Source organism: Geobacillus stearothermophilus ATCC 12980, from assembly GCF_030369615.1.
Lineage (GTDB): Bacteria > Bacillota > Bacilli > Bacillales > Anoxybacillaceae > Geobacillus > Geobacillus stearothermophilus.
On the sequence record NZ_CP128494.1, the window covers coordinates 2,564,410 to 2,582,204 of the forward strand.

Consider the following 17,795-nt stretch of genomic DNA (forward strand, 5'->3'; position numbering starts at 1 on the left):
GTGAGCGGAACGCCCTTTCTTCTTTTTCTATTTTTCTGTCCATCTGACGGATTCGCGTTTTGTTTCATCGCCAAGGGCGTGAAGCAAATCGTCGACAATGCGAATCCATGAGTATTGCTCCACCGCCAACTTACGCCCATTTTCCGCCATCTTTTCGTATTCCTCGCTCGGAAGGCAAAGCAACTCGAGAACCGCGGCAGCGATCTGTTCAGGATTTTCTGGAGGAGCGATTTTTCCGCAATGGTATGTTTCTAAAATCTCGGCGCTCTCCCCTTCGCCGCAATACAGCACCGGGGTTCCGGTGGCGATCGCCGGGAAAATTTTCGACGGCCTTGCCCCTTTAAACAAATCGATGTTGCGCAGCGAAACGATGCTGTAATCGGTGATGGAGAAAATCTCCGGCATCTTCTCAACAGGAACGGATCCGTAAAACGTCACATTGTCAAGGCCGAGCTCTTCTTTTAACGCCATCAGCTTTTCTCGCTCTTGGCCATCGCCGACAAACAGGAAATGCGCCCGTTCATCTTTTGCTTTGACGATGGCCGCCGCCCGCAGCACCGAATCGAGCCCTTGGGCGTATCCCATCGTTCCGGCGTACGTAAACACCACTTTTCCTTCGAGCCCTAATTCCGCAAGCAACTCTTTGTTTTTCGGCAGCGGGCGAAACACATCCGTGTTGACGCCGTTCGGCAATAAAAAGACATCCTCGGGCGCCTTTCCTTGTTCAATCATATAATCGCGAATGCCTTCTGTCGCGGCAGCGATTTTCCAAGCCTTCCGGTATAAAAACAGCTCGAGCCATCTCGCCATTCGGATGAACAGCCGATTTTTCAAAATGCCGAGCTCAACGGCCGATTCCGGCCAAATGTCAGCGACGTTGAAGACAAACTTCGCCCGTTTCAACTTCGCGCCCACGTACCCGGTGATCCCTAAAAACAACGGCGGGGAATTGCAAATGATCACATCCGTCGGCTTCGCTTTCACAAGCAGCGAATAAAACGAGCTGAACGTAAACGAAAAATACGAAGCGAGTCGCTTCCAAAAGCTCCCCTTTGGCGACGGATAAATCCATGTCCGATGAACGGGAATGCCCTCCCATTGTTCGAACAAATAAAACAGGCCGCGGTATGGCTTGGGGATGACGCCGTGCGGATGATGCGGGAATGCCGTAAGCACTTCCACTTGATGCCCCCGTTTGATCAGCTCTTTGCTCACCTCATACACACGAATTTGCGGTGCGCCCGTTTCCGGCGGGAAGTGTTGGCATAGGTAAATGATCCTCATCGTCCGCTCCACACCACTTTCCCCCAAAATCGCAAACGAACGTTCCATTTTGAGCGCCAAGAGGCGAGCGCAAACGAGGCGTGGAAAAAGGGCAACGCCCCCCTGGCATCGTTCCGCTGTCCTTGGATGTATAGTCGTTGCCGTAAGCCAACGGCCATCACGAGCTTGCCAACGGAAAGCCGCCGGCTTCGCGTCCTAGCCGCCGCTTTCGGCAACAAACGAGCACCAACCGCGGCGGCTGATATGACGGCTTTGTTCCTCATCGACTCCCTCCACCGCCTTTCAACGTTTGTTCATACAATCGGATCATGCGCATCGCATTTTCCGTCCAATCGTAATGTTCATGAACATGGTTGACGCCGTTTTCCCCCATTCGTTGCCGCAGCCTCTCATCAAGCAACAGCCGTTCGAACGCCTCCGCTAGCTTTTCCGGACTGTTTTTCGGCACAATCAACCCCGTTGTTCCCTCACGGACGACTTCCGGCAATCCACCGACGTTGGAGACGACAACGGGAACGCCGCACGCCATCGCCTCGACGGCGGCAACGCCAAAACTTTCGCTGTCTTCAGTCGAAGGCACGGCGAAAATATCCATTTGATTGATGTACAGTGGCACTTGTTCGTTCGGAACTTTGCCGACAAACGTCGTCACGGATTGGATGCCGAGGCGGGCGCACAGCTCCTCGTATTCACTTCGCTGCGGCCCATCGCCGACGATCAACAGCTCCGTTTGTGGATGCCGCTCGTGCACAACGGCAAACGCTCGAATCAAATCAGCGATCCCGTACTTGTCCGAAAGAGCTTTCACTGTGCCGATCGTCACGGTCCGTTTCGGCTGTTTCGGCAATGGTTTGAAGCGGGCGACATCCACCCCAAACGGCGTCACCTCGATCGGTTTGTCCGTATACTTTCCGGTTTCTTTCGCCATCACATGACTTGTCGAACAAATGACATCCGCTCGCTGCAATGTATATTCAAGCATCCGTCGGTTCCAGCGATTGGCATTCGGAAACTGATACACGTCGCGTCCCCAGACGGAGACGTAAAACGGATGATACGAAGCAAGCGCCCCGATCAACCCGTAGCTGGAGGCATAATGGGCGTGCAAAATATCTGGTCGAAACGAAGCGAGCAGCCGCTTTAATGAAAAGACAGTGGAAAAATACGACAACTTCCCCGGCAGCCATTTCGGCAGCACGACTGTCTCGACTTCTTTCGCTTGCTCCGGCCCGTAATGGTCTTTAAACGTCACGACTTTCACATCGATGCCTTGCGTTTGGTAAAAGCGGGCCCACTTATGCGTATGGATCGATTTGCTTGGAGCCAATAAGGCGACTTTCATCGGAGGCCCCCCACCAACGTTTCTTTCACCTTTTCCACTCTCGCTTCCCATGAATGTTTCGCCATAAACGTCCGCGCAATGCGCAAGCGGCACTCCTCGAGCATGTCCGCCATCTTGGCGATCGCTTCTGCCATCGACGACGGGTTGTCGTCGCAAATGACGCCATACCCATCCGCTTCAATCAATCGCTTTTGCGCCGAGCAAGCGGTGGCGACAATCGGCAGGCCGCTCGACAGATAGTCGACCAGTTTGACGGGAACGGAAAAATCATTATACTCGCTCCGCCGCCGCGGGATGAAGGCGAAATCCATCTCCGCATACAAACGGTCGAGCGCTTCGCCGCTGACGTGCTCGACGCGCACTTGCAAGGCGGCAAGCTCTTCTTTCACCGCAAGCGGCTGCCGCTCGTACTCGTCTTTTCGGCAGACGACGGTGAGCGAAACAAGCGGCTTGCGGCGGTTTGCTAAGCGAATCGCCTCAAGCAGGAGCAAAAGCCCATAGTCAGCATTGTTGATGCCGCCAACATAAATGGCATTCAGCGGCTGTTTCGCCGTCCCGAACCGCTGAAACGGCTTTTGCTTCCCACCCGGCGGCAAATCGACCATCGGGCGGCGGATCGCGACATATGTTCCCATTTCGAGACTCGGCAAAAAGATGACATCGCAGTACCGCTCGTAAAACCGTTCTTCCCAACGGTACATCATTTGCATGGCCGCTTTTTTCCAACCGCGGAGCGGATACAAATCAGGAAACTTCCAATAGACGTCGCGGTAAAAGACGCCAATGGGAACGTTGCGGCCTTTCAGGTAGCGGAGCACATCCCGATCGACGAACGGACGTTGCGGCCGGTGTCCTGGGTCCGTGAGCCAAAGCGGAATCGTCTGGTTTTCCATATAACAAAACCAGACATCATCGAGCTTGCCTTGGCTGCGGAGCTCTTGAAATTGCTTCTCCCGCTCGGCTGACGTGCCGGCGATCAGAAGAACGTCCACTCCCTCTTTCGCTCCCCAGCGCAAAAACGCCTGATGCATTTCATACGGCCGCAGCTTTGACCCGCTGTTTCGTTCCGCGACGAGTGAAAACGGGTAATAAATCAATACGGTTTTCATCATTCATCCCTCATCCGTGATTCGCCTTTTCGCTGCAAACCATGCCCGTAAATCCCCCTGCACCCGCAGCCACAACGCCATTCCGCCAAACAATGCCACGAGCAGCACCCAGGTCGGATTGAACAAAAAATCGGTGAACCCACCGACGAGCGTGCGGGGGATGTTAATGGAAAAATAAACGAACAAACTTAAAAACAAAGGATTTTTTGGCAGCCGTAGAAACCCAATATACAACAGCTGCGTCACGACACCGACATACAGCGTGCCGATGACGATCCCCACATAACCGAAATTGGCATACGCCTCAGCAACAAAAAGGGTGTTCAACACTCCCCCTGTCCCGTCTTCAATCCGCTCTGGGAACACGTGCGCCATCACGAGGCGGGCGGAGCGGACATTCTCGACGTCAAACAACCCTGTTAAAATCGAGGGCAAGCTTTTTCCATAAAGAAATGGCAGCGCTTCGCCGAACAAATTCAAATGAAGAAACATCGGCGCGATTTGCGCCAAAATCATGCGGCCGATCGGGCCTTTGTTGTAAGACAAAAAGGTCGCAACATCTTGCACCCCTTGAATGACGGTGTACATGCCGACGAGCACCGCCGCCCCCACTCCCCCATACAACGCCAATTTCGCCGCCGACAGCCTTGTTTTTCCAATGTAGATGCGAATCAGCAAAAACATCATCACGTAAAAGAAAATCGGCGATTTGGCCAAATCATACACATTGACGAACACCGCTCCGACAAACAGACAGATAAACAGCAGCTTCCACCGCCACTCGTGCGTCAGCTCGGCAAACAAATAAGCGATAAACGACAAAAGCGGCGTGAGCGTAATGGCAAAAATATTGCGAACGAGCACGTTTCCGGCAAAATGGCGCGACGCCTCAATGCGCAACGCAGCCAAGCTCTCATCCGTCCCTGTCAAGAGCGCAAACACCGGAATCGTCGGCGTTTTCCAAATCATATACGCAATGGCGGCAAAACTGAGGAGCGACAGCGCCAAAAACGCATAAAACACTTGGCTGCCCGTCGCTCCAGCCAACGGAGAAAGCGGCTTTTGCAAATAGGCGCGAAACTCCTGCCTCGCTTCAAATCCGCACAGCCTTGAAACGACCACCATCGACAGCGGGAACACGATCATGACAAAGCATACGACAGCAAATCCAATCTGCCGGTATTCCTCGGGCCGAAACAGCTTGCGAATCATGTAGTAATCGTCCATCCCCAAGGCGATCAGCAGCGCGCCGATGAAGCTTGACAGAAGGAACGAGTAATAGTACACAATCGACACGAGATTCGGCGCCGTCCATGAAAGCGTCCCCGCTGCATAGCGAAACATCAAGGTGGAGACGACAAGAACAATCAACCCAATCAACACGTCCAACATGCCGACGCACCCTTATCGCTGTCCGATCGCCGCCACGATTTTCTCCGCCGCATGCCCATCGCCAAAGACGTCCGCATAAACAGGGGCGACTTCCTTGTGGACCGCCGCGACGATCTTCTCGCGGTCCGTGCCGGTTAAGATGTTCGCCCCGCCTTCGAGCGTTTCCACCCATTCGGTTTGTTCGCGCACCGTCACGCAAGGCACACGAAGGAAATACGCTTCCTTTTGTACGCCTCCTGAATCGGTGATGATTTTTTTCGCGCCGCTCTCTAACCGAAGCATGTCCAAATAACCGACCGGATCGATCAGCCGAAGCCCTGGAATCGCCGAAGCGTCCAAGCCGTACTCTTCAAGCTTATGCCGCGTCCGAGGATGAATCGGCCACACTTTCGTTCCGTCAATATCCCGAAAAGCAGCCAAAATGGCTTTCAATTTGTCGGGGTCATCGGTATTTTCCGCTCGGTGAATGGTGATCAAGTAGTAGGATTGTTCCGCCAGCGACAAATCAGCCAAAATCGTCGATTGGCGCTGTGCGAGCTCCTTGTTGTACAAAATGGCGTCATACATGACATCGCCGACATTCCAGACGTTTCGCGTAATATTTTCTTTTCGTAAATTTTCCACGGCCGTCTCCGTTGGACAAAATAAGAGCTCGGAGACATGATCGGTCATGATGCGGTTGATTTCTTCCGGCATCTGCTTGTTGAAGCTGCGCAGTCCGGCTTCGACGTGGATGACGGGAATATGGAGCTTCGCTGCGACAAGAGCGCCCGCGAGCGTCGAGTTCGTATCGCCATAGACGAGCACATAATCCGGTTTTTCCTGCATGACAATTTCTTCAATTTTCATCAGCATTTCGCCCGTTTGCTTTCCATGGCTGCCTGAACCCACCCCTAGATAGTAGTCAGGCGTCGGAATGTTCAACTCCTCAAAAAAAATGGCCGACATATTCGGGTCATAGTGCTGCCCGGTATGGATCAGCACTTCGGTATATTGTTTTCGCAAGACGCGCGAGACGGGGGCAGCCTTGATAAACTGCGGTCTGGCGCCTAACACGGTGGCGATTTTCATCCGAAGCACCTCCTAGATCAGATGAGCGGTTATCAAGTATTTTGCGCATTTTCATCCTCGATCGTGCGCACCGGACGGCGCAAATCACGATCAACCCGGCTGGCAAAGAGTGTGGCGGCAAACAGGCCCCAACCAGCGAGCACCCAGCCGTCAGCAATCGGCGCCTGCTGAACGTAGACGATGACGATGAGGGAGAGCAATGTGCCGACCAAAACCAAAGCCATCTTTTTCCATGACACTGGCACAGGATACACTTGCTGGCTTTTGCGAAAAATGAAAGCCACAGCGACCATATACGTCATGAGGCTGGCCGCGACCGCCCCCCAGCTGAGCCAAAGCGGCACCAAAACGGCGTTCAATGCAAGATGAAGAAGCGCCGCTAGCGTGAACACCCGTGAAATATAGCCGGTTTCCTTTGTCAAAAACAAGCCGGTGGAAACAATCAGATAATAAAAGTTCAAAAACGTGACGGCCGATAAAAACGGGATATAGGACGCTGCATCGCGATATTCCGGTTTGAAAAAGGTTTCCACAAGCCACGGGCTCGCCGTGGCGATCAAAAGCAACCCAAACGCTCCAATGAGCAAAAGCGCCATATACACTTTCGCAAACAGCGCACGGCTTTCCGGCCGGTCTTTCATCGACATCGAATACGGACGCCACGCCATCTGCACGCCGCTCGTGATGAGCGTGATCACGGTCGCGAGACGCAAGGCAACCCCAAACACCCCGACTTCCTCCAACGACGCAAACCGTTGGATGAAAAACGTGCTGACGTTGGCGATCACCCAAAAGGCGAGCGAAGTCGGCACGAGCGGGGCGGCGTAGGCAAGCAGCTCCTTTAACACGTCAAAGCGCACGCGCCACACCATATACTTTACGGTCAAATGCAGCATCAACAAAAACACGAGCGCGCTGCTCACGAGCCGGCCGATGAGCAACCCTTCCGGCGTCGCCGCGAACCACCGGAGCGCCGCATACGACAGCACAGCGACAAGCAGCATTTTCACGAGCGTCCAAATCACGACTTTTTTCGTCTGAAATTCAAACCGCAGCACCGTCGTCGCCATGACGAAAATCGTATCGAGCAGCAACGTCGCGATACTGATGTACAGCAAATCGACATAGCGAGGTTCTTGAAACAGCGCGCCTGCGATCCACGGACCGGCCAAAACGACAGCCAAAAATAAGATGGCGACGACAAACAGCCGGAAGCACATGACGTTGCGCACATACAAAAGGCGCTTCTCTTTGTCGTCCGTGTCGTAATAGTAAAAAGAGAGCGCCGAATCCGTACCGAAAATGACGAGAAATGTCAGCATCGACGTCCATTGGTCGATCAAGTAGACCGCCCCGTACTGCGCCTTGGACAAATAGCTTGTATAAATCGGCAGCATCAAAAAGGCAATCATCTTCGTGCCGACGTTCATAAACGCGTAAAGGAGCGAGTCCGCTCCTAAACGCTTGAATGCCGAGAACAATTTATAACAACTCCCGCTCGTCGACCATTTTGCTGAAGCGCGCCGGGAATCCTTTCACGACCGTCCTCGGTTCCGTATCTTTTGTGACGAGCGCCCCAGCGGCGACAAACGTCTCTTCCGCCACCGTCACGCCCGGCAGCAAAATCGCTCCGCCTCCGACGCGCGCCCCGCGCTTGACGGTCGCCCCTTTGATTTTGGCGAACCGTTCTTCCGTCCGCCCCATGTAGTTGTCATTGGTCGTCGTGACGCACGGGGCGATGAACACATGGTCTTCGAGCGTCGTGTAGGCCGTGATGTAGGAGTTCGACTGGATTTTCGTCCGATCGCCGATTTGGACGTGGTTTTCGACGCACACCCCGCGCCCGACGATCACATATTGGCCGATGTGCACGTTTTCGCGCACGCTCGCCAAATCAGCGATCAATGTGTAGGCGCCGATCACTGCTCCTCGATAGATGACAGCGTTGGCGCCGATCGTGCAATGGTCGCCGATGACAAGCGGCGGCAGCTCGCCCGACAGCTTGACGGTGCTCGTTTTCGCCGGCTTCGGCGGTTTGCCGAGCACCGCTCCGTCGGCGATCGTCACGCCGTCGCCGACGACGGTTCCTTCGTGAATCGTGACGCGATGTCCGATTTTAACGTCGTTTCCGATTTTGACATTCGCCTCGATGACCGTGAAATGGCCGATTTCGACACGTTCACCGCAAACAACAGAGGGATCGACAACGTTCATGGTTTCGTCTCCTTCGCTTACAATTTGACGTATTTGGCCGGTTTCGACACATCTTTCATAGCATTGCGTGTGTCAAACACGACCCGGCTGTGACGAGCGACCATTTCATAGTCGATGTTGGAATGATCCGTCGTAATCAAGACAAGATCTGACTGTGCAAGCAGTTCCGGCGTCAGCTCGACCGTCTCAATCACCCGGTTGCACGCCCGGAACGACGGAACATACGGGTCGACGACCGCAAATTTCGCTCCGTATTGCTCGAGCAGCTCGACGATTTTCAACACTGGCGATTCGCGCACATCATCAATGTCTTTTTTGTAGGCGACGCCGAGCACCGTCACTTTCGAACCGCACAGCGCCTTGCCTTCTTCGTTTAAAATGAGCATCGCGCGGTTGACGACATATTCCGGCATGGCGTTGTTGATTTCTCCGGCCAGCTCGATCAAGCGCGTATGGTAGTTGTATTCGCGCGCCTTCCATGTCAAATAAAACGGGTCGATTGGAATGCAATGGCCGCCAAGCCCCGGTCCCGGATAAAACGCCATAAATCCGTACGGCTTCGTTTTCGCCGCCTCGATCACTTCCCAAACGTCAATGCCCATCCGTTCGCACAAAATGGCCATTTCGTTCGCCAACGCAATGTTGATATGGCGGAACGTATTTTCAAAAATTTTCTCCATTTCCGCCACCGCCGGACTCGACACTTCGTGGACATCGCCTTCAAGCACAGCTCGATACATGGCCGCTGCCACTTTCGTGCACGTCTTTGTCACGCCGCCGACGACTTTCGGCGTATTTTTCGTCTTAAACTGCTTGTTGCCCGGGTCAACCCGCTCCGGCGAATAGGCAACGAACACCGTTTTCCCGACGACGAGCCCCTTTTTCTCCAGCGCCGGTTTCACGATTTCTTCCGTCGTGCCTGGATAGGTGGTCGATTCCAACACGACAAGCATCCCTTCATGGGCGTATTTAGCGATTTCCTTCGCCGAGTTTTCGACGTAGGACGTATCCGGCTGATGATGCTCATCGAGCGGGGTCGGCACCGCGATCGCCACGGCATCGACTTCCGCGATCCGGGCGTAATCGGTCGTCGCCACAAGCCGCCCTTGTTTGACCATCTCATGCAAATCTTCATCGACGACATCGCCGATGTAGTTGATCCCATTGTTCACTTGATCGACGCGGCTTTGTTGGATGTCAAAGCCAATGACATGAAACCCTGCTTTTGCTTTTTCGACTGCCAGCGGCAACCCGACGTAGCCAAGCCCGACCACGCCGATGACCGCGTCGCGTTTCTCAAACTTTTTCAACAGCCGTTCCGCGTAGTTCATTCCTCTCATTCCTTTCTACTCAGATAGTTGCACTCTTGTCCCCGTTTCCGCCGAACGCAAAATCGCTTCGATCAGCCGAACAGGAGCCAATCCGTCCAAACCCGTGACGATCGGCTCGCGGTCTTCGCGAATCGCTTGCACCATATCTTCAATGATCCATTGGTGCCCCGGCTTGCCAAACGGGTCGGCGTTGATCTCATCGATGAGCTTTGCCCGTTCTTCCTCGCTGACGCCTTCCGCTTCCCACGTTTCGATAAAGTTGGCCGTCCGGCCGCCGATTTTCACTGATGCCGTTTCGCCGAAAATGGCGATCGATTCCTCCAAGTTTTGCGGATAAATCGTCGTCGCTGCCTCAATGACGCCAAGCGCCCCGCTTTCAAACTCGACGACCGCCGCCGCGACGTCTTCCGTCTCAATCTTGCGCAGACGGGTCGCCGCCATCGCTTGCACCGCCTTGACCGGCCCCATCAGCCAAAGCAGCAAATCCAAATTGTGAATGGCTTGATTCATCAAGACGCCGCCGTCAAACTCTTTCGTCCCCCGCCACGCCGCCTGGTCATAATAGGCTTGATTTCGATTCCAGCGCACCGTGGCGTTCGCATGGCTCAGTTTTCCGAACATCCCACGCTCCATCGCCTCTTTCAGCTTCCGAATAGCCGGACGGAAGCGGTTCGGATGAACGACCGCGAGCTTCACGTCGTATTCTTTCGCCGCGCGGATCATCTCTTCAGCGTCGCTCACACGGAGCGCCATCGGCTTTTCCACAATGATATGACGGCGATAGCGGGCCGCCAGCTTGGCCAGCCGCGCGTGCAATCCAGACGGAACACAAATGTTGACGACATCGATCTGTTCGTTCTCCTTCAACATCGTCTCCATATCAGTGTAAACAGGAACGTCCGACACGTCGCGCAAACGTTCCAGATTCGTGTCGCACACGGCCGCCAGCTCGGCACCGTCCGCCTTTTCAATGGCATCGATATGTTTTTTGGCGATATGCCCCATGCCGACAATGGCAAAACGGATCATGAAGAATAGTACCTCCTCGCGTCCAATATATACTTCCAAAGCACGAGCCAAACGACCGTCAAAAACAGGCCGAGGACAAGGCCGACGGCCATCAGCTGCCCCGTATACGTTTTCGATTTCGCCACCGTTTCCGACAATACGGCCGGTTTTTCGTAAAAGACAAGATTGCCGCGGATGCGATTGACGCGCTCCATCACTTCAGTCAAGTTGTTTTCCGACTCGACCAACAAGTCGCTGATGTCATGGAGCTGTTCTGGATTCAAGCGGCCCGACTGTATTTGTTCGCTATAATAATCGACTTTTTGCTGCAAGGCGCGCTCCCGTTTTTCCAGCGCATGCAAGTATTTCGTGGTGACATCAATCCGCTCTTGCGAATGGCGCTTGAGCTCCTGGCTGTATTCCGACACAACAAGCTTCAATTCTCGACTCACGTCTTGTTCATCGTCGCCTTTGACCGTGATTTGCACGTACTGTTCTTCAGGAACGACGACATCCAAGTTTTTCACATCTGGAAACTTCGCTTCTATATTTTTCGGATCCGTCAACTCTTTTACATCAATCGATCCGGTAAACACGACAGCTTTCCCCGTATACTTCTCCCCCTGCAGCAAAAGCCGCCCTGCGATGACGGTCAACACGATCGTCGCAACCGGAACAACAAGAAACCACCATTTTCGCTGCCACAAAAAGCGCAAATATTCGTACAGCACAAACGGTCGTTTTTCCGCCGTCAATCCGGCCACCACCCCTTATCATAAAATAACAAAGTGTTGTGAACAAAACAAATGATCCAACGCCAAAGGAAACGCCATTGCTGTGCGCAAGTGACGTTTCCTTTGGCCGGTTGGACGATCAAGCGAAATGACGGTAAAATTCCGCGATTTTCTCGACGACGTACTGTTGCTGCTCCTCTTTCAGCTCTGGGAACATCGGCAGCGACAGCGCTTCTTTCGCCGCTTTTTCCGCCTCCGGCAACTGCCCTTCCTTATACCCGAGCGAAGCAAACACCGGCTGCAAATGCAGCGGCAGCGGATAGTACACCATCGTCGCGATCCCCTGTTCTTTCAAAAACGCTTGCAACTCGTCGCGCTTCGGCGCTCGAATCGTGTATTGATGGAACACATGATAGCGACCGTCGACTTCTTTCGGCGTCACAACAAGGTCGCCGACCGCCTCCTCGAGCAGGCGCGTATACGTCGCCGCATGCTTGCGCCGCTGTTCCGTCCACCGATCCAGATGCGGGAATTTGACGCTTAAAATCGCCGCTTGCATCTCATCGAGGCGGCTGTTGTAGCCAAGTACATGATGGTAATATTTCGGCTTGCTGCCATGAACGCGGATGACCCGGCATTTTTCGGCCAGTTCGTCATCATTCGTAATGATCATGCCGCCATCCCCATAGGCGCCCAAGTTTTTCGTCGGGAAGAAACTGTACGTCGCCGCCGTCCCAAGCTCGCCAACGCATTTCCCGTTGTATTTCGCGCCGATCGCCTGGGCGGCGTCCTCAATGACAACCAATCCATGCCGCTTGGCAATCGCGGCAATCGCCTCCATATCCGCCATTTGCCCGTACAAATGCACCGGGATGATGGCTTTCGTCTTCTCCGTCACCGCCGCTTCAACTTGCGCTGGATCGATGTTGAACGTCACCGGATCGATATCGACAAACACCGGTTTGGCGCCGGCCCGCGCAATCGATCCTGCCGTCGCGAAAAAGGTGAACGCCGTTGTGATGACTTCATCGCCCGGCCCGACGCCGGCTGCTTGCAAAGCAATATGTATCGCATCGCTTCCGTTGCCGCAGCCGATTCCGTGTTTCGCCCGGCTGTAGGCAGCAATATCTGCTTCTAGCTTTTTGACATAATCTCCTAAAATAAAGCGAGAGGAGCGCATCACTTCATCCAATACGCGCATGATCTCCGGCTTCAATTGTTCATACTGTTCGCTTAAATCCAACATTGGCACGTTCATCGCAAGTTCCTCCGAATCCAAAAAATATGTAGAATAACCATGTTTAGTTTATCATATTTTTGCGTCAATATATAATGACAGTTTTGTGGCAATCTTGGCCTTGCCGCAAAAAAATCAGCGAAGGAACGGCAGAAGCTGCATAAACAACGAAAAAGAAGGGCATAATTTTCCAAAGACGGGGCATTCCTGAAAAAAGCCGTTTGTCCCTTTCATGGCACAAACGGCTCATTTGCTATTTATCGGTCATTTCCGTATACTTTTCGGCTTCCCCGAAGCAGCTTACGAATAAAAGTCATAAACGGTTTGTACTGATCATTGACCAAGCCGATCAGTTCAGCCAGCAGTTCCACGAAGACGATCAAGGCAAAGACGATGAGAATGGACTGCCATAACGTCGAGGCGGAGAACAAAATCGCGCTGATGGCAAACATCAAGCCAAACGCATAAATGAGCAGCACCGTGTTGCGATGCGAAAAGCCAAGGGCCAGCAGCCGATGATGAAGATGCAACTTATCCGGCGCCGAGATCGGCCTTTTATTCACAATGCGGCGAATAATGGCAAATGTCGTATCGAAAATCGGCACACCCAAAATGATCACCGGAACGACGAAGCTGAAGAGCGTCACGCTTTTGTAAAGCCCTAGCACCGACAGGACGGAAATCGCATATCCTAAAAACAACGCGCCGGTATCCCCCATGAAAATTTTCGCCGGGTGGAAATTGTAAAACAAGAACGCGATGACGCTGCCTAAGAGGATCAAGCAGAGCGTGAAAATGAGCATTTTGCCTGCCATGCCCGCCATAACGGCAATGGCCGCAATCCCAATGGCGGAAATGCCCGCGGACAATCCATCCAATCCATCGATCAAGTTGATGGCGTTCGTAATCGCGACAATCCAAAATATCGTGATCGGGTAGCTCCACAGCCCCAACTCAAACGTGCCGACAAACGGAACGGTCAAAAGATCGACCTTCAGCCCGGAAGCAACAACGACGAACGCCGCCAGCAGCTGGCCGGCCAGCTTCACTTTTGGCGACAGCTCGTACAAATCGTCGAGCATCCCGACGAGCACGATGATGATGGCGCCGACCGTCATCCCCGTCACTTGCTCTTTATACACCCCGCCGACAAAATAGCCGACGGCGACACCGATAAAAATGGCCAATCCGCCAAGCCTTGGCATGACTTTTGTATGCACTTTTCTCCCGTTCGGCCGATCGACCGCGCCAATTTTGACCGCGAGTTTAATCACGAACGGGGTGATGACCAATACTGTGATAAACGAAGCCAAACATGCGGAAAATGCTTCCATATTCATATGCAATCACCTTGGCCTTATAAAATCGCGGAAACACACATCATCTTTATGTTACCATATACGATGAGTAAATCAATCTTTTTTTACACCCCTTTTTTGTCCCCAAGGATGGAAAATTTCTTTTTCCCTTGCCGCGAGAAGCTCGAGCGCCAATCCGGCGAACGATTCCACATTTTACATCCTCCCTCCACAGGAAACATCTTGTGCTATAATTAGGTTTAAAGCACTTGGTGTGAATCATGCCTGTCTAGGAGAGGAATGGACATATGTTTGCAAAAGTAAAGCAACTATTTGACGAAAGCGCGCGAGACGTGCAGCGTCTTGCCAAGCTGGCGGCGCAAATCAATGAATGGGAACCAACCATTTCTTCGCTGAGCGATGAACAACTGCGCCAAAAAACGGTTGTCTTCAAAGAACGGCTCGAACGCGGCGAGACGCTCGATGACATAAAAACCGAGGCGTTTGCCGTCGTCCGGGAGGCGGCGCGGCGCGTGCTCGGTCTGCGCCATTACGACGTGCAACTGATGGGCGGATTGGCGATGCATGAAGGAAACATCGCCGAAATGCAGACCGGGGAAGGAAAGACGTTGGCGGCCACTTTGCCAAGCTACTTGCACGCCCTCCTTGGAAAAGGCGTCCACATTATTACGGCCAACGAATATTTGGCGCGCCGGGACTGCGAACAAATGGGCCGTGTGTTCCGCTTTCTCGGCTTAACCGTCGGCCTGAATGTGTCGCAAATGACGGCCAGCGAGAAAAAAGAAGCGTACGCGGCCGATATCACGTACGGCACCGGCACCGAGTTCGGCTTTGATTATTTGCGCGACAACATGGTGTACCGCCTCGAAGATAAAGTGCAGCGCCCGCTGTATTACGCCATCATCGATGAAATCGACAGCATTTTAATCGACGAAGCGCGCACCCCGCTCATTATCGCCAATAAATCGGGAATCGGAGCCGAATTGTTCCCGATTATGGCGCGCATCGTCCGCACCTTCGAAGAAGGAAAAGAGTATGAACGGTCTTTGGAGACGAAACAAATTTTCCTCACCGAAGAAGGGGCGCAAAAAATCGAGTGGGCGTTTGGCATCGACAATCTATACGACTGGGAGCATCACGTGCTGCTCCATCATGCGATGCAGTCGCTGCGCGCTTGGTTTATCATGCGGCGGGATGTCGATTACATCGTCAAAAACGGCAAAGTGATGATCGTTGACCCGTTCACCGGCCGGGTGATGGAAGGACGCTCGTTCAGCGACGGCCTGCATCAAGCCATTGAAGCGAAAGAAGGTGTGGAAATCACCGAAGAAAACGACATCCAAGCCACGATTACGATCCAAAACTATTTTCGCATGTATGAGAAGCTAGCCGGGATGACCGGCAGCGCTACGCCGTCGAAAGAAGAATTTTGGCAAACGTACCAGCTGCGCGTTATTACGATTCCGACAAACCGGCCATCCCGCCGCACCGACTGGGACGACCTCGTCTACCAGACGTACGAGGCGAAAGTACGGAAAATTATCGACGAAGTGAAAAAAATGAATGCCATCGGCCGTCCCGTTCTCATCGGCACGACATCGGTCGCACAGTCGGAACGGTTGTCAGCGGCGTTTTCGAAAGCAGGCATCCCTCACCACCTGCTCAATGCCAAAACGGAGGAAGAAGAAGCGCGCATCATCGCGACCGCCGGGCAAAAAGGGCAAGTGATGATCGCGACCAATATGGCCGGGCGCGGGACCGACATTTTGCTTGGAGAAGGCGTCAAGGAACTTGGCGGGCTGCACATCATCGGCACAGAGCGGCATGAAAGCCATCGCATTGATATGCAGCTGCGCGGCCGGGCAGGACGCCAAGGGGATCCGGGGTCTTCCCAGTTTATCATTTCGCTGGAGGATGATTTATTTCAGCTGTACGATCAAGAGGAGCTGGAAAAATGGCGAAGCAAAGTCAAGACGGATGAAACCGGGCTCATCGTGTCGCCCGACCCGATCAAGTTCGTCCAAAAAGTGCAAACAACGATCGAAAACGCCCATTATTCGGCGCGATTGCATTTATTGAAATTGGACACCGTGATCGACCAACAAAGCAAAGTCATCTACCATATGCGCGATCGCGTCTTGGCGCTGAAGCAAGCAGAGGTGCTGTCCGAGCTCCTTCGGCACATTCAGCGTTATATCACGCAAACGATCGACCGTTATTGTCCGGAAAACGTCTTTTTTGAAGAGTGGAACATCGAAGGACTGCACAACGAGCTGCGCCGTGCCTTTTTCCGGTTTGCCTATCCGATTGATGATCTTCGCCATAAGCAAAAAGAAGAAATCGCCCAACTTGTTTGGGACGAATACCAATCGCTTGAAGCGGCGCTCGCCGATCTTCCGTGCGACGAAGAACAAACGATGCGGCTTAAGCATTTGATGGTTGAAACCATCGACGCCCACTGGATTCGCCACTTAAATCAACTGAATGTATTAAAAGAGGGGATTCATTTGCGCAGCTACGGCCAAGAGGATCCGTACCGCGCCTTTGAAATGGACGCCTACCGCGAATTCGTCGCGCTGCAGCAAGCGATCGACGCCGGCATTTGCACGAAAGCCATGAACTATTTGAAAAGCCAGTTTGTCATCGATGACGAAGCGGCCGCCGCCGCGAACGAACCATAACCGCGGCGCAGCACGCCGCCTCGTAAAGGAGGTTCCCTATGATTTTCCGACGAAAACAACGCACGCAACCGGAAGCCGAGCTGCCGGCGCAACATGTCAAACAGCCGGAGGTCGGAACGAAAACGACGCTGTCGTTTCATCCGGACTGGCAGCTGTCTCCGGAAGAAACGTACGTCTATCGCTTTTACCACGAACAGCTGCCGCCGCTTCAGCCAAACCAAATTTCCATTTCCGGCGTCAAGCTGGTCGAATACAACGATGGGTTTGTCGCTGTCGCCATTTTGCGCAACACGCTGCCGAAGCCGGTTCGCTTTGAACGAATCCGCCTGTTGCTGCTTGACGAGGATGGCACGGCGATTGCCCGCAAAGAGTTTGATATGAGCGCTTTCGGCGAACTGCCGCCAATGACGGCCCGCCCGTGGCGGTTTTTGTTCGCCGCCGAGGACAAGCTCGTCGATCAGTTGCCTCAAGATGGATGGAAGATCGCCTTTGAACTGACACCGCGGCATCGGCTCGATCTAGAGGAAAGCTGGGAGCAGACGCTGTCGGCCAAGCAGCGCCAACAGCTGCAAGCCCTCGTTGACTCGGTTCCGCCTCCCGCTCCCGGAGAGGTGAACTTCATGGGCATTGAAGCGAAACAGCTGCCTTCCGGTGAACTAGGCGTCACGTTGCTCATTCGCAACGGCAGCGACAAACATATCCATTTTGAACAAATCCCGCTTGAAGTGCGGGATTATGCTGGCGATATCGTCGCCCGCGGATTATTTCCGTGCCATCTGGAAGTGAAAGCCCACACCAGCAAACCATGGACGTTCCTCTTCCCACCGGAATTGCTGCGCAAAGCAGAACCGGATTGGACGTCCTGGAAGGTGACGATCCCATCCTCCCCGGCACAGAGCGAAAAGCAAGAAACGCAATCAAGCGAGGAGTAACCGGCAAAAAGCTGGCCCCCATGGTCGCCAAACGACCGATGGAGGCCAGCTTTCTTTGCATCGTTCCGTTCAAAACGACCGCGCTCCCGTTGTCCGTTGAGCCTTAGACGCAACAGCCGAACATTGCATCATCAAGAACGA

Annotated in this window: 14 protein-coding genes; 2 read left to right on the forward strand and 12 right to left on the reverse strand. The window is 53.5% G+C overall.

Annotated features, from left to right (window positions below; all coding sequences use genetic code 11):
- Positions 1–27: 27 nt before the first annotated feature.
- The 12 genes from QSJ10_RS13995 to QSJ10_RS14050 form a co-directional block, all read right to left on the reverse strand.
- Complete coding sequence (locus QSJ10_RS13995; RefSeq protein WP_033014918.1) at positions 28–1,284, reverse strand: glycosyltransferase family 4 protein; 1,257 nt, start codon at positions 1,282–1,284, stop codon at positions 28–30.
- A gap of 259 nt (positions 1,285–1,543) precedes the next feature.
- A complete protein-coding gene (locus QSJ10_RS14000) occupies positions 1,544–2,626 on the reverse strand; it encodes a glycosyltransferase (protein ID WP_033014914.1) in 1,083 nt (360 codons plus the stop codon).
- The gene (locus tag QSJ10_RS14005) at positions 2,623–3,738 is read right to left on the reverse strand and encodes a glycosyltransferase (protein WP_049624566.1); all 1,116 of its coding nucleotides are present in this window, start codon (positions 3,736–3,738) and stop codon (positions 2,623–2,625) included. The genes QSJ10_RS14000 and QSJ10_RS14005 overlap by 4 nt, the downstream gene beginning before the upstream one ends.
- Positions 3,739–5,127: an O-antigen polymerase gene (locus QSJ10_RS14010; protein WP_053532157.1), complete on the reverse strand. Its 1,389-nt coding sequence runs from the start codon at positions 5,125–5,127 to the stop codon at positions 3,739–3,741.
- 12 nt (positions 5,128–5,139) lie between these two features.
- A complete protein-coding gene (gene wecB, locus QSJ10_RS14015; RefSeq protein ID WP_025950142.1) occupies positions 5,140–6,198 on the reverse strand; it encodes a non-hydrolyzing UDP-N-acetylglucosamine 2-epimerase in 1,059 nt (352 codons plus the stop codon).
- 32 nt (positions 6,199–6,230) lie between these two features.
- Positions 6,231–7,679, reverse strand: a complete 1,449-nt coding sequence (locus tag QSJ10_RS14020; RefSeq protein ID WP_049624565.1) for a lipopolysaccharide biosynthesis protein — start codon at positions 7,677–7,679, stop codon at positions 6,231–6,233.
- Position 7,680: 1 nt separating this feature from the next.
- A complete protein-coding gene (locus QSJ10_RS14025; protein WP_033014903.1) occupies positions 7,681–8,412 on the reverse strand; it encodes an N-acetyltransferase in 732 nt (243 codons plus the stop codon).
- Between the two features lie 17 nt (positions 8,413–8,429).
- Entirely contained in the window at positions 8,430–9,743 is a 1,314-nt protein-coding gene (locus QSJ10_RS14030; protein WP_053532156.1) for a nucleotide sugar dehydrogenase, read from the reverse strand.
- Between the two features lie 15 nt (positions 9,744–9,758).
- Entirely contained in the window at positions 9,759–10,772 is a 1,014-nt protein-coding gene (locus QSJ10_RS14035; RefSeq protein ID WP_049626156.1) for a Gfo/Idh/MocA family protein, read from the reverse strand.
- Complete coding sequence (locus tag QSJ10_RS14040; protein ID WP_053532170.1) at positions 10,769–11,506, reverse strand: GumC domain-containing protein; 738 nt, start codon at positions 11,504–11,506, stop codon at positions 10,769–10,771. Before QSJ10_RS14040 ends, QSJ10_RS14035 begins: the two co-directional genes overlap by 4 nt.
- Positions 11,507–11,624: 118 nt before the next feature.
- On the reverse strand, positions 11,625–12,743 hold the full coding sequence (locus tag QSJ10_RS14045; RefSeq protein ID WP_033014895.1) for a DegT/DnrJ/EryC1/StrS family aminotransferase: 1,119 nt from the start codon (positions 12,741–12,743) through the stop codon (positions 11,625–11,627).
- Positions 12,744–12,979: 236 nt separating this feature from the next.
- Positions 12,980–14,062 (reverse strand): glycosyltransferase family 4 protein, encoded by a 1,083-nt coding sequence (locus QSJ10_RS14050; protein ID WP_049626155.1) that lies wholly within the window; start codon positions 14,060–14,062, stop codon positions 12,980–12,982.
- A gap of 266 nt (positions 14,063–14,328) precedes the next feature.
- On the opposite strand from QSJ10_RS14050, the gene secA2 reads away from it, so the two are divergent.
- Together secA2 and QSJ10_RS14060 are read left to right on the forward strand one after the other, a co-directional pair.
- Positions 14,329–16,722: an accessory Sec system translocase SecA2 gene (gene secA2 / locus QSJ10_RS14055; protein ID WP_053532155.1), complete on the forward strand. Its 2,394-nt coding sequence runs from the start codon at positions 14,329–14,331 to the stop codon at positions 16,720–16,722.
- Between the two features lie 38 nt (positions 16,723–16,760).
- A complete protein-coding gene (locus tag QSJ10_RS14060) occupies positions 16,761–17,654 on the forward strand; it encodes an accessory Sec system S-layer assembly protein (protein WP_049626153.1) in 894 nt (297 codons plus the stop codon).
- Positions 17,655–17,795 lie beyond the last annotated feature (141 nt).

Bases quoted from the DNA above. Each gene is read 5' to 3' on its own strand.
- QSJ10_RS13995 (WP_033014918.1), bottom strand. From the start codon at position 1,284: ATGAGGATCATTTACCTATGCCAACACTTCCCGCCGGAAACGGGCGCA.
- QSJ10_RS14000 (WP_033014914.1), bottom strand. From the start codon at position 2,626: ATGAAAGTCGCCTTATTGGCTCCAAGCAAATCGATCCATACGCATAAG.
- QSJ10_RS14005 (WP_049624566.1), bottom strand. From the start codon at position 3,738: ATGATGAAAACCGTATTGATTTATTACCCGTTTTCACTCGTCGCGGAA.
- QSJ10_RS14010 (WP_053532157.1), bottom strand. From the start codon at position 5,127: ATGTTGGACGTGTTGATTGGGTTGATTGTTCTTGTCGTCTCCACCTTG.
- wecB (WP_025950142.1), bottom strand. From the start codon at position 6,198: ATGAAAATCGCCACCGTGTTAGGCGCCAGACCGCAGTTTATCAAGGCT.
- QSJ10_RS14025 (WP_033014903.1), bottom strand. From the start codon at position 8,412: ATGAACGTTGTCGATCCCTCTGTTGTTTGCGGTGAACGTGTCGAAATC.
- QSJ10_RS14030 (WP_053532156.1), bottom strand. From the start codon at position 9,743: ATGAACTACGCGGAACGGCTGTTGAAAAAGTTTGAGAAACGCGACGCG.
- QSJ10_RS14035 (WP_049626156.1), bottom strand. From the start codon at position 10,772: ATGATCCGTTTTGCCATTGTCGGCATGGGGCATATCGCCAAAAAACAT.
- QSJ10_RS14045 (WP_033014895.1), bottom strand. From the start codon at position 12,743: ATGAACGTGCCAATGTTGGATTTAAGCGAACAGTATGAACAATTGAAG.
- QSJ10_RS14050 (WP_049626155.1), bottom strand. From the start codon at position 14,062: ATGAATATGGAAGCATTTTCCGCATGTTTGGCTTCGTTTATCACAGTA.
- secA2 (WP_053532155.1), top strand. From the start codon at position 14,329: ATGTTTGCAAAAGTAAAGCAACTATTTGACGAAAGCGCGCGAGACGTG.
- QSJ10_RS14060 (WP_049626153.1), top strand. From the start codon at position 16,761: ATGATTTTCCGACGAAAACAACGCACGCAACCGGAAGCCGAGCTGCCG.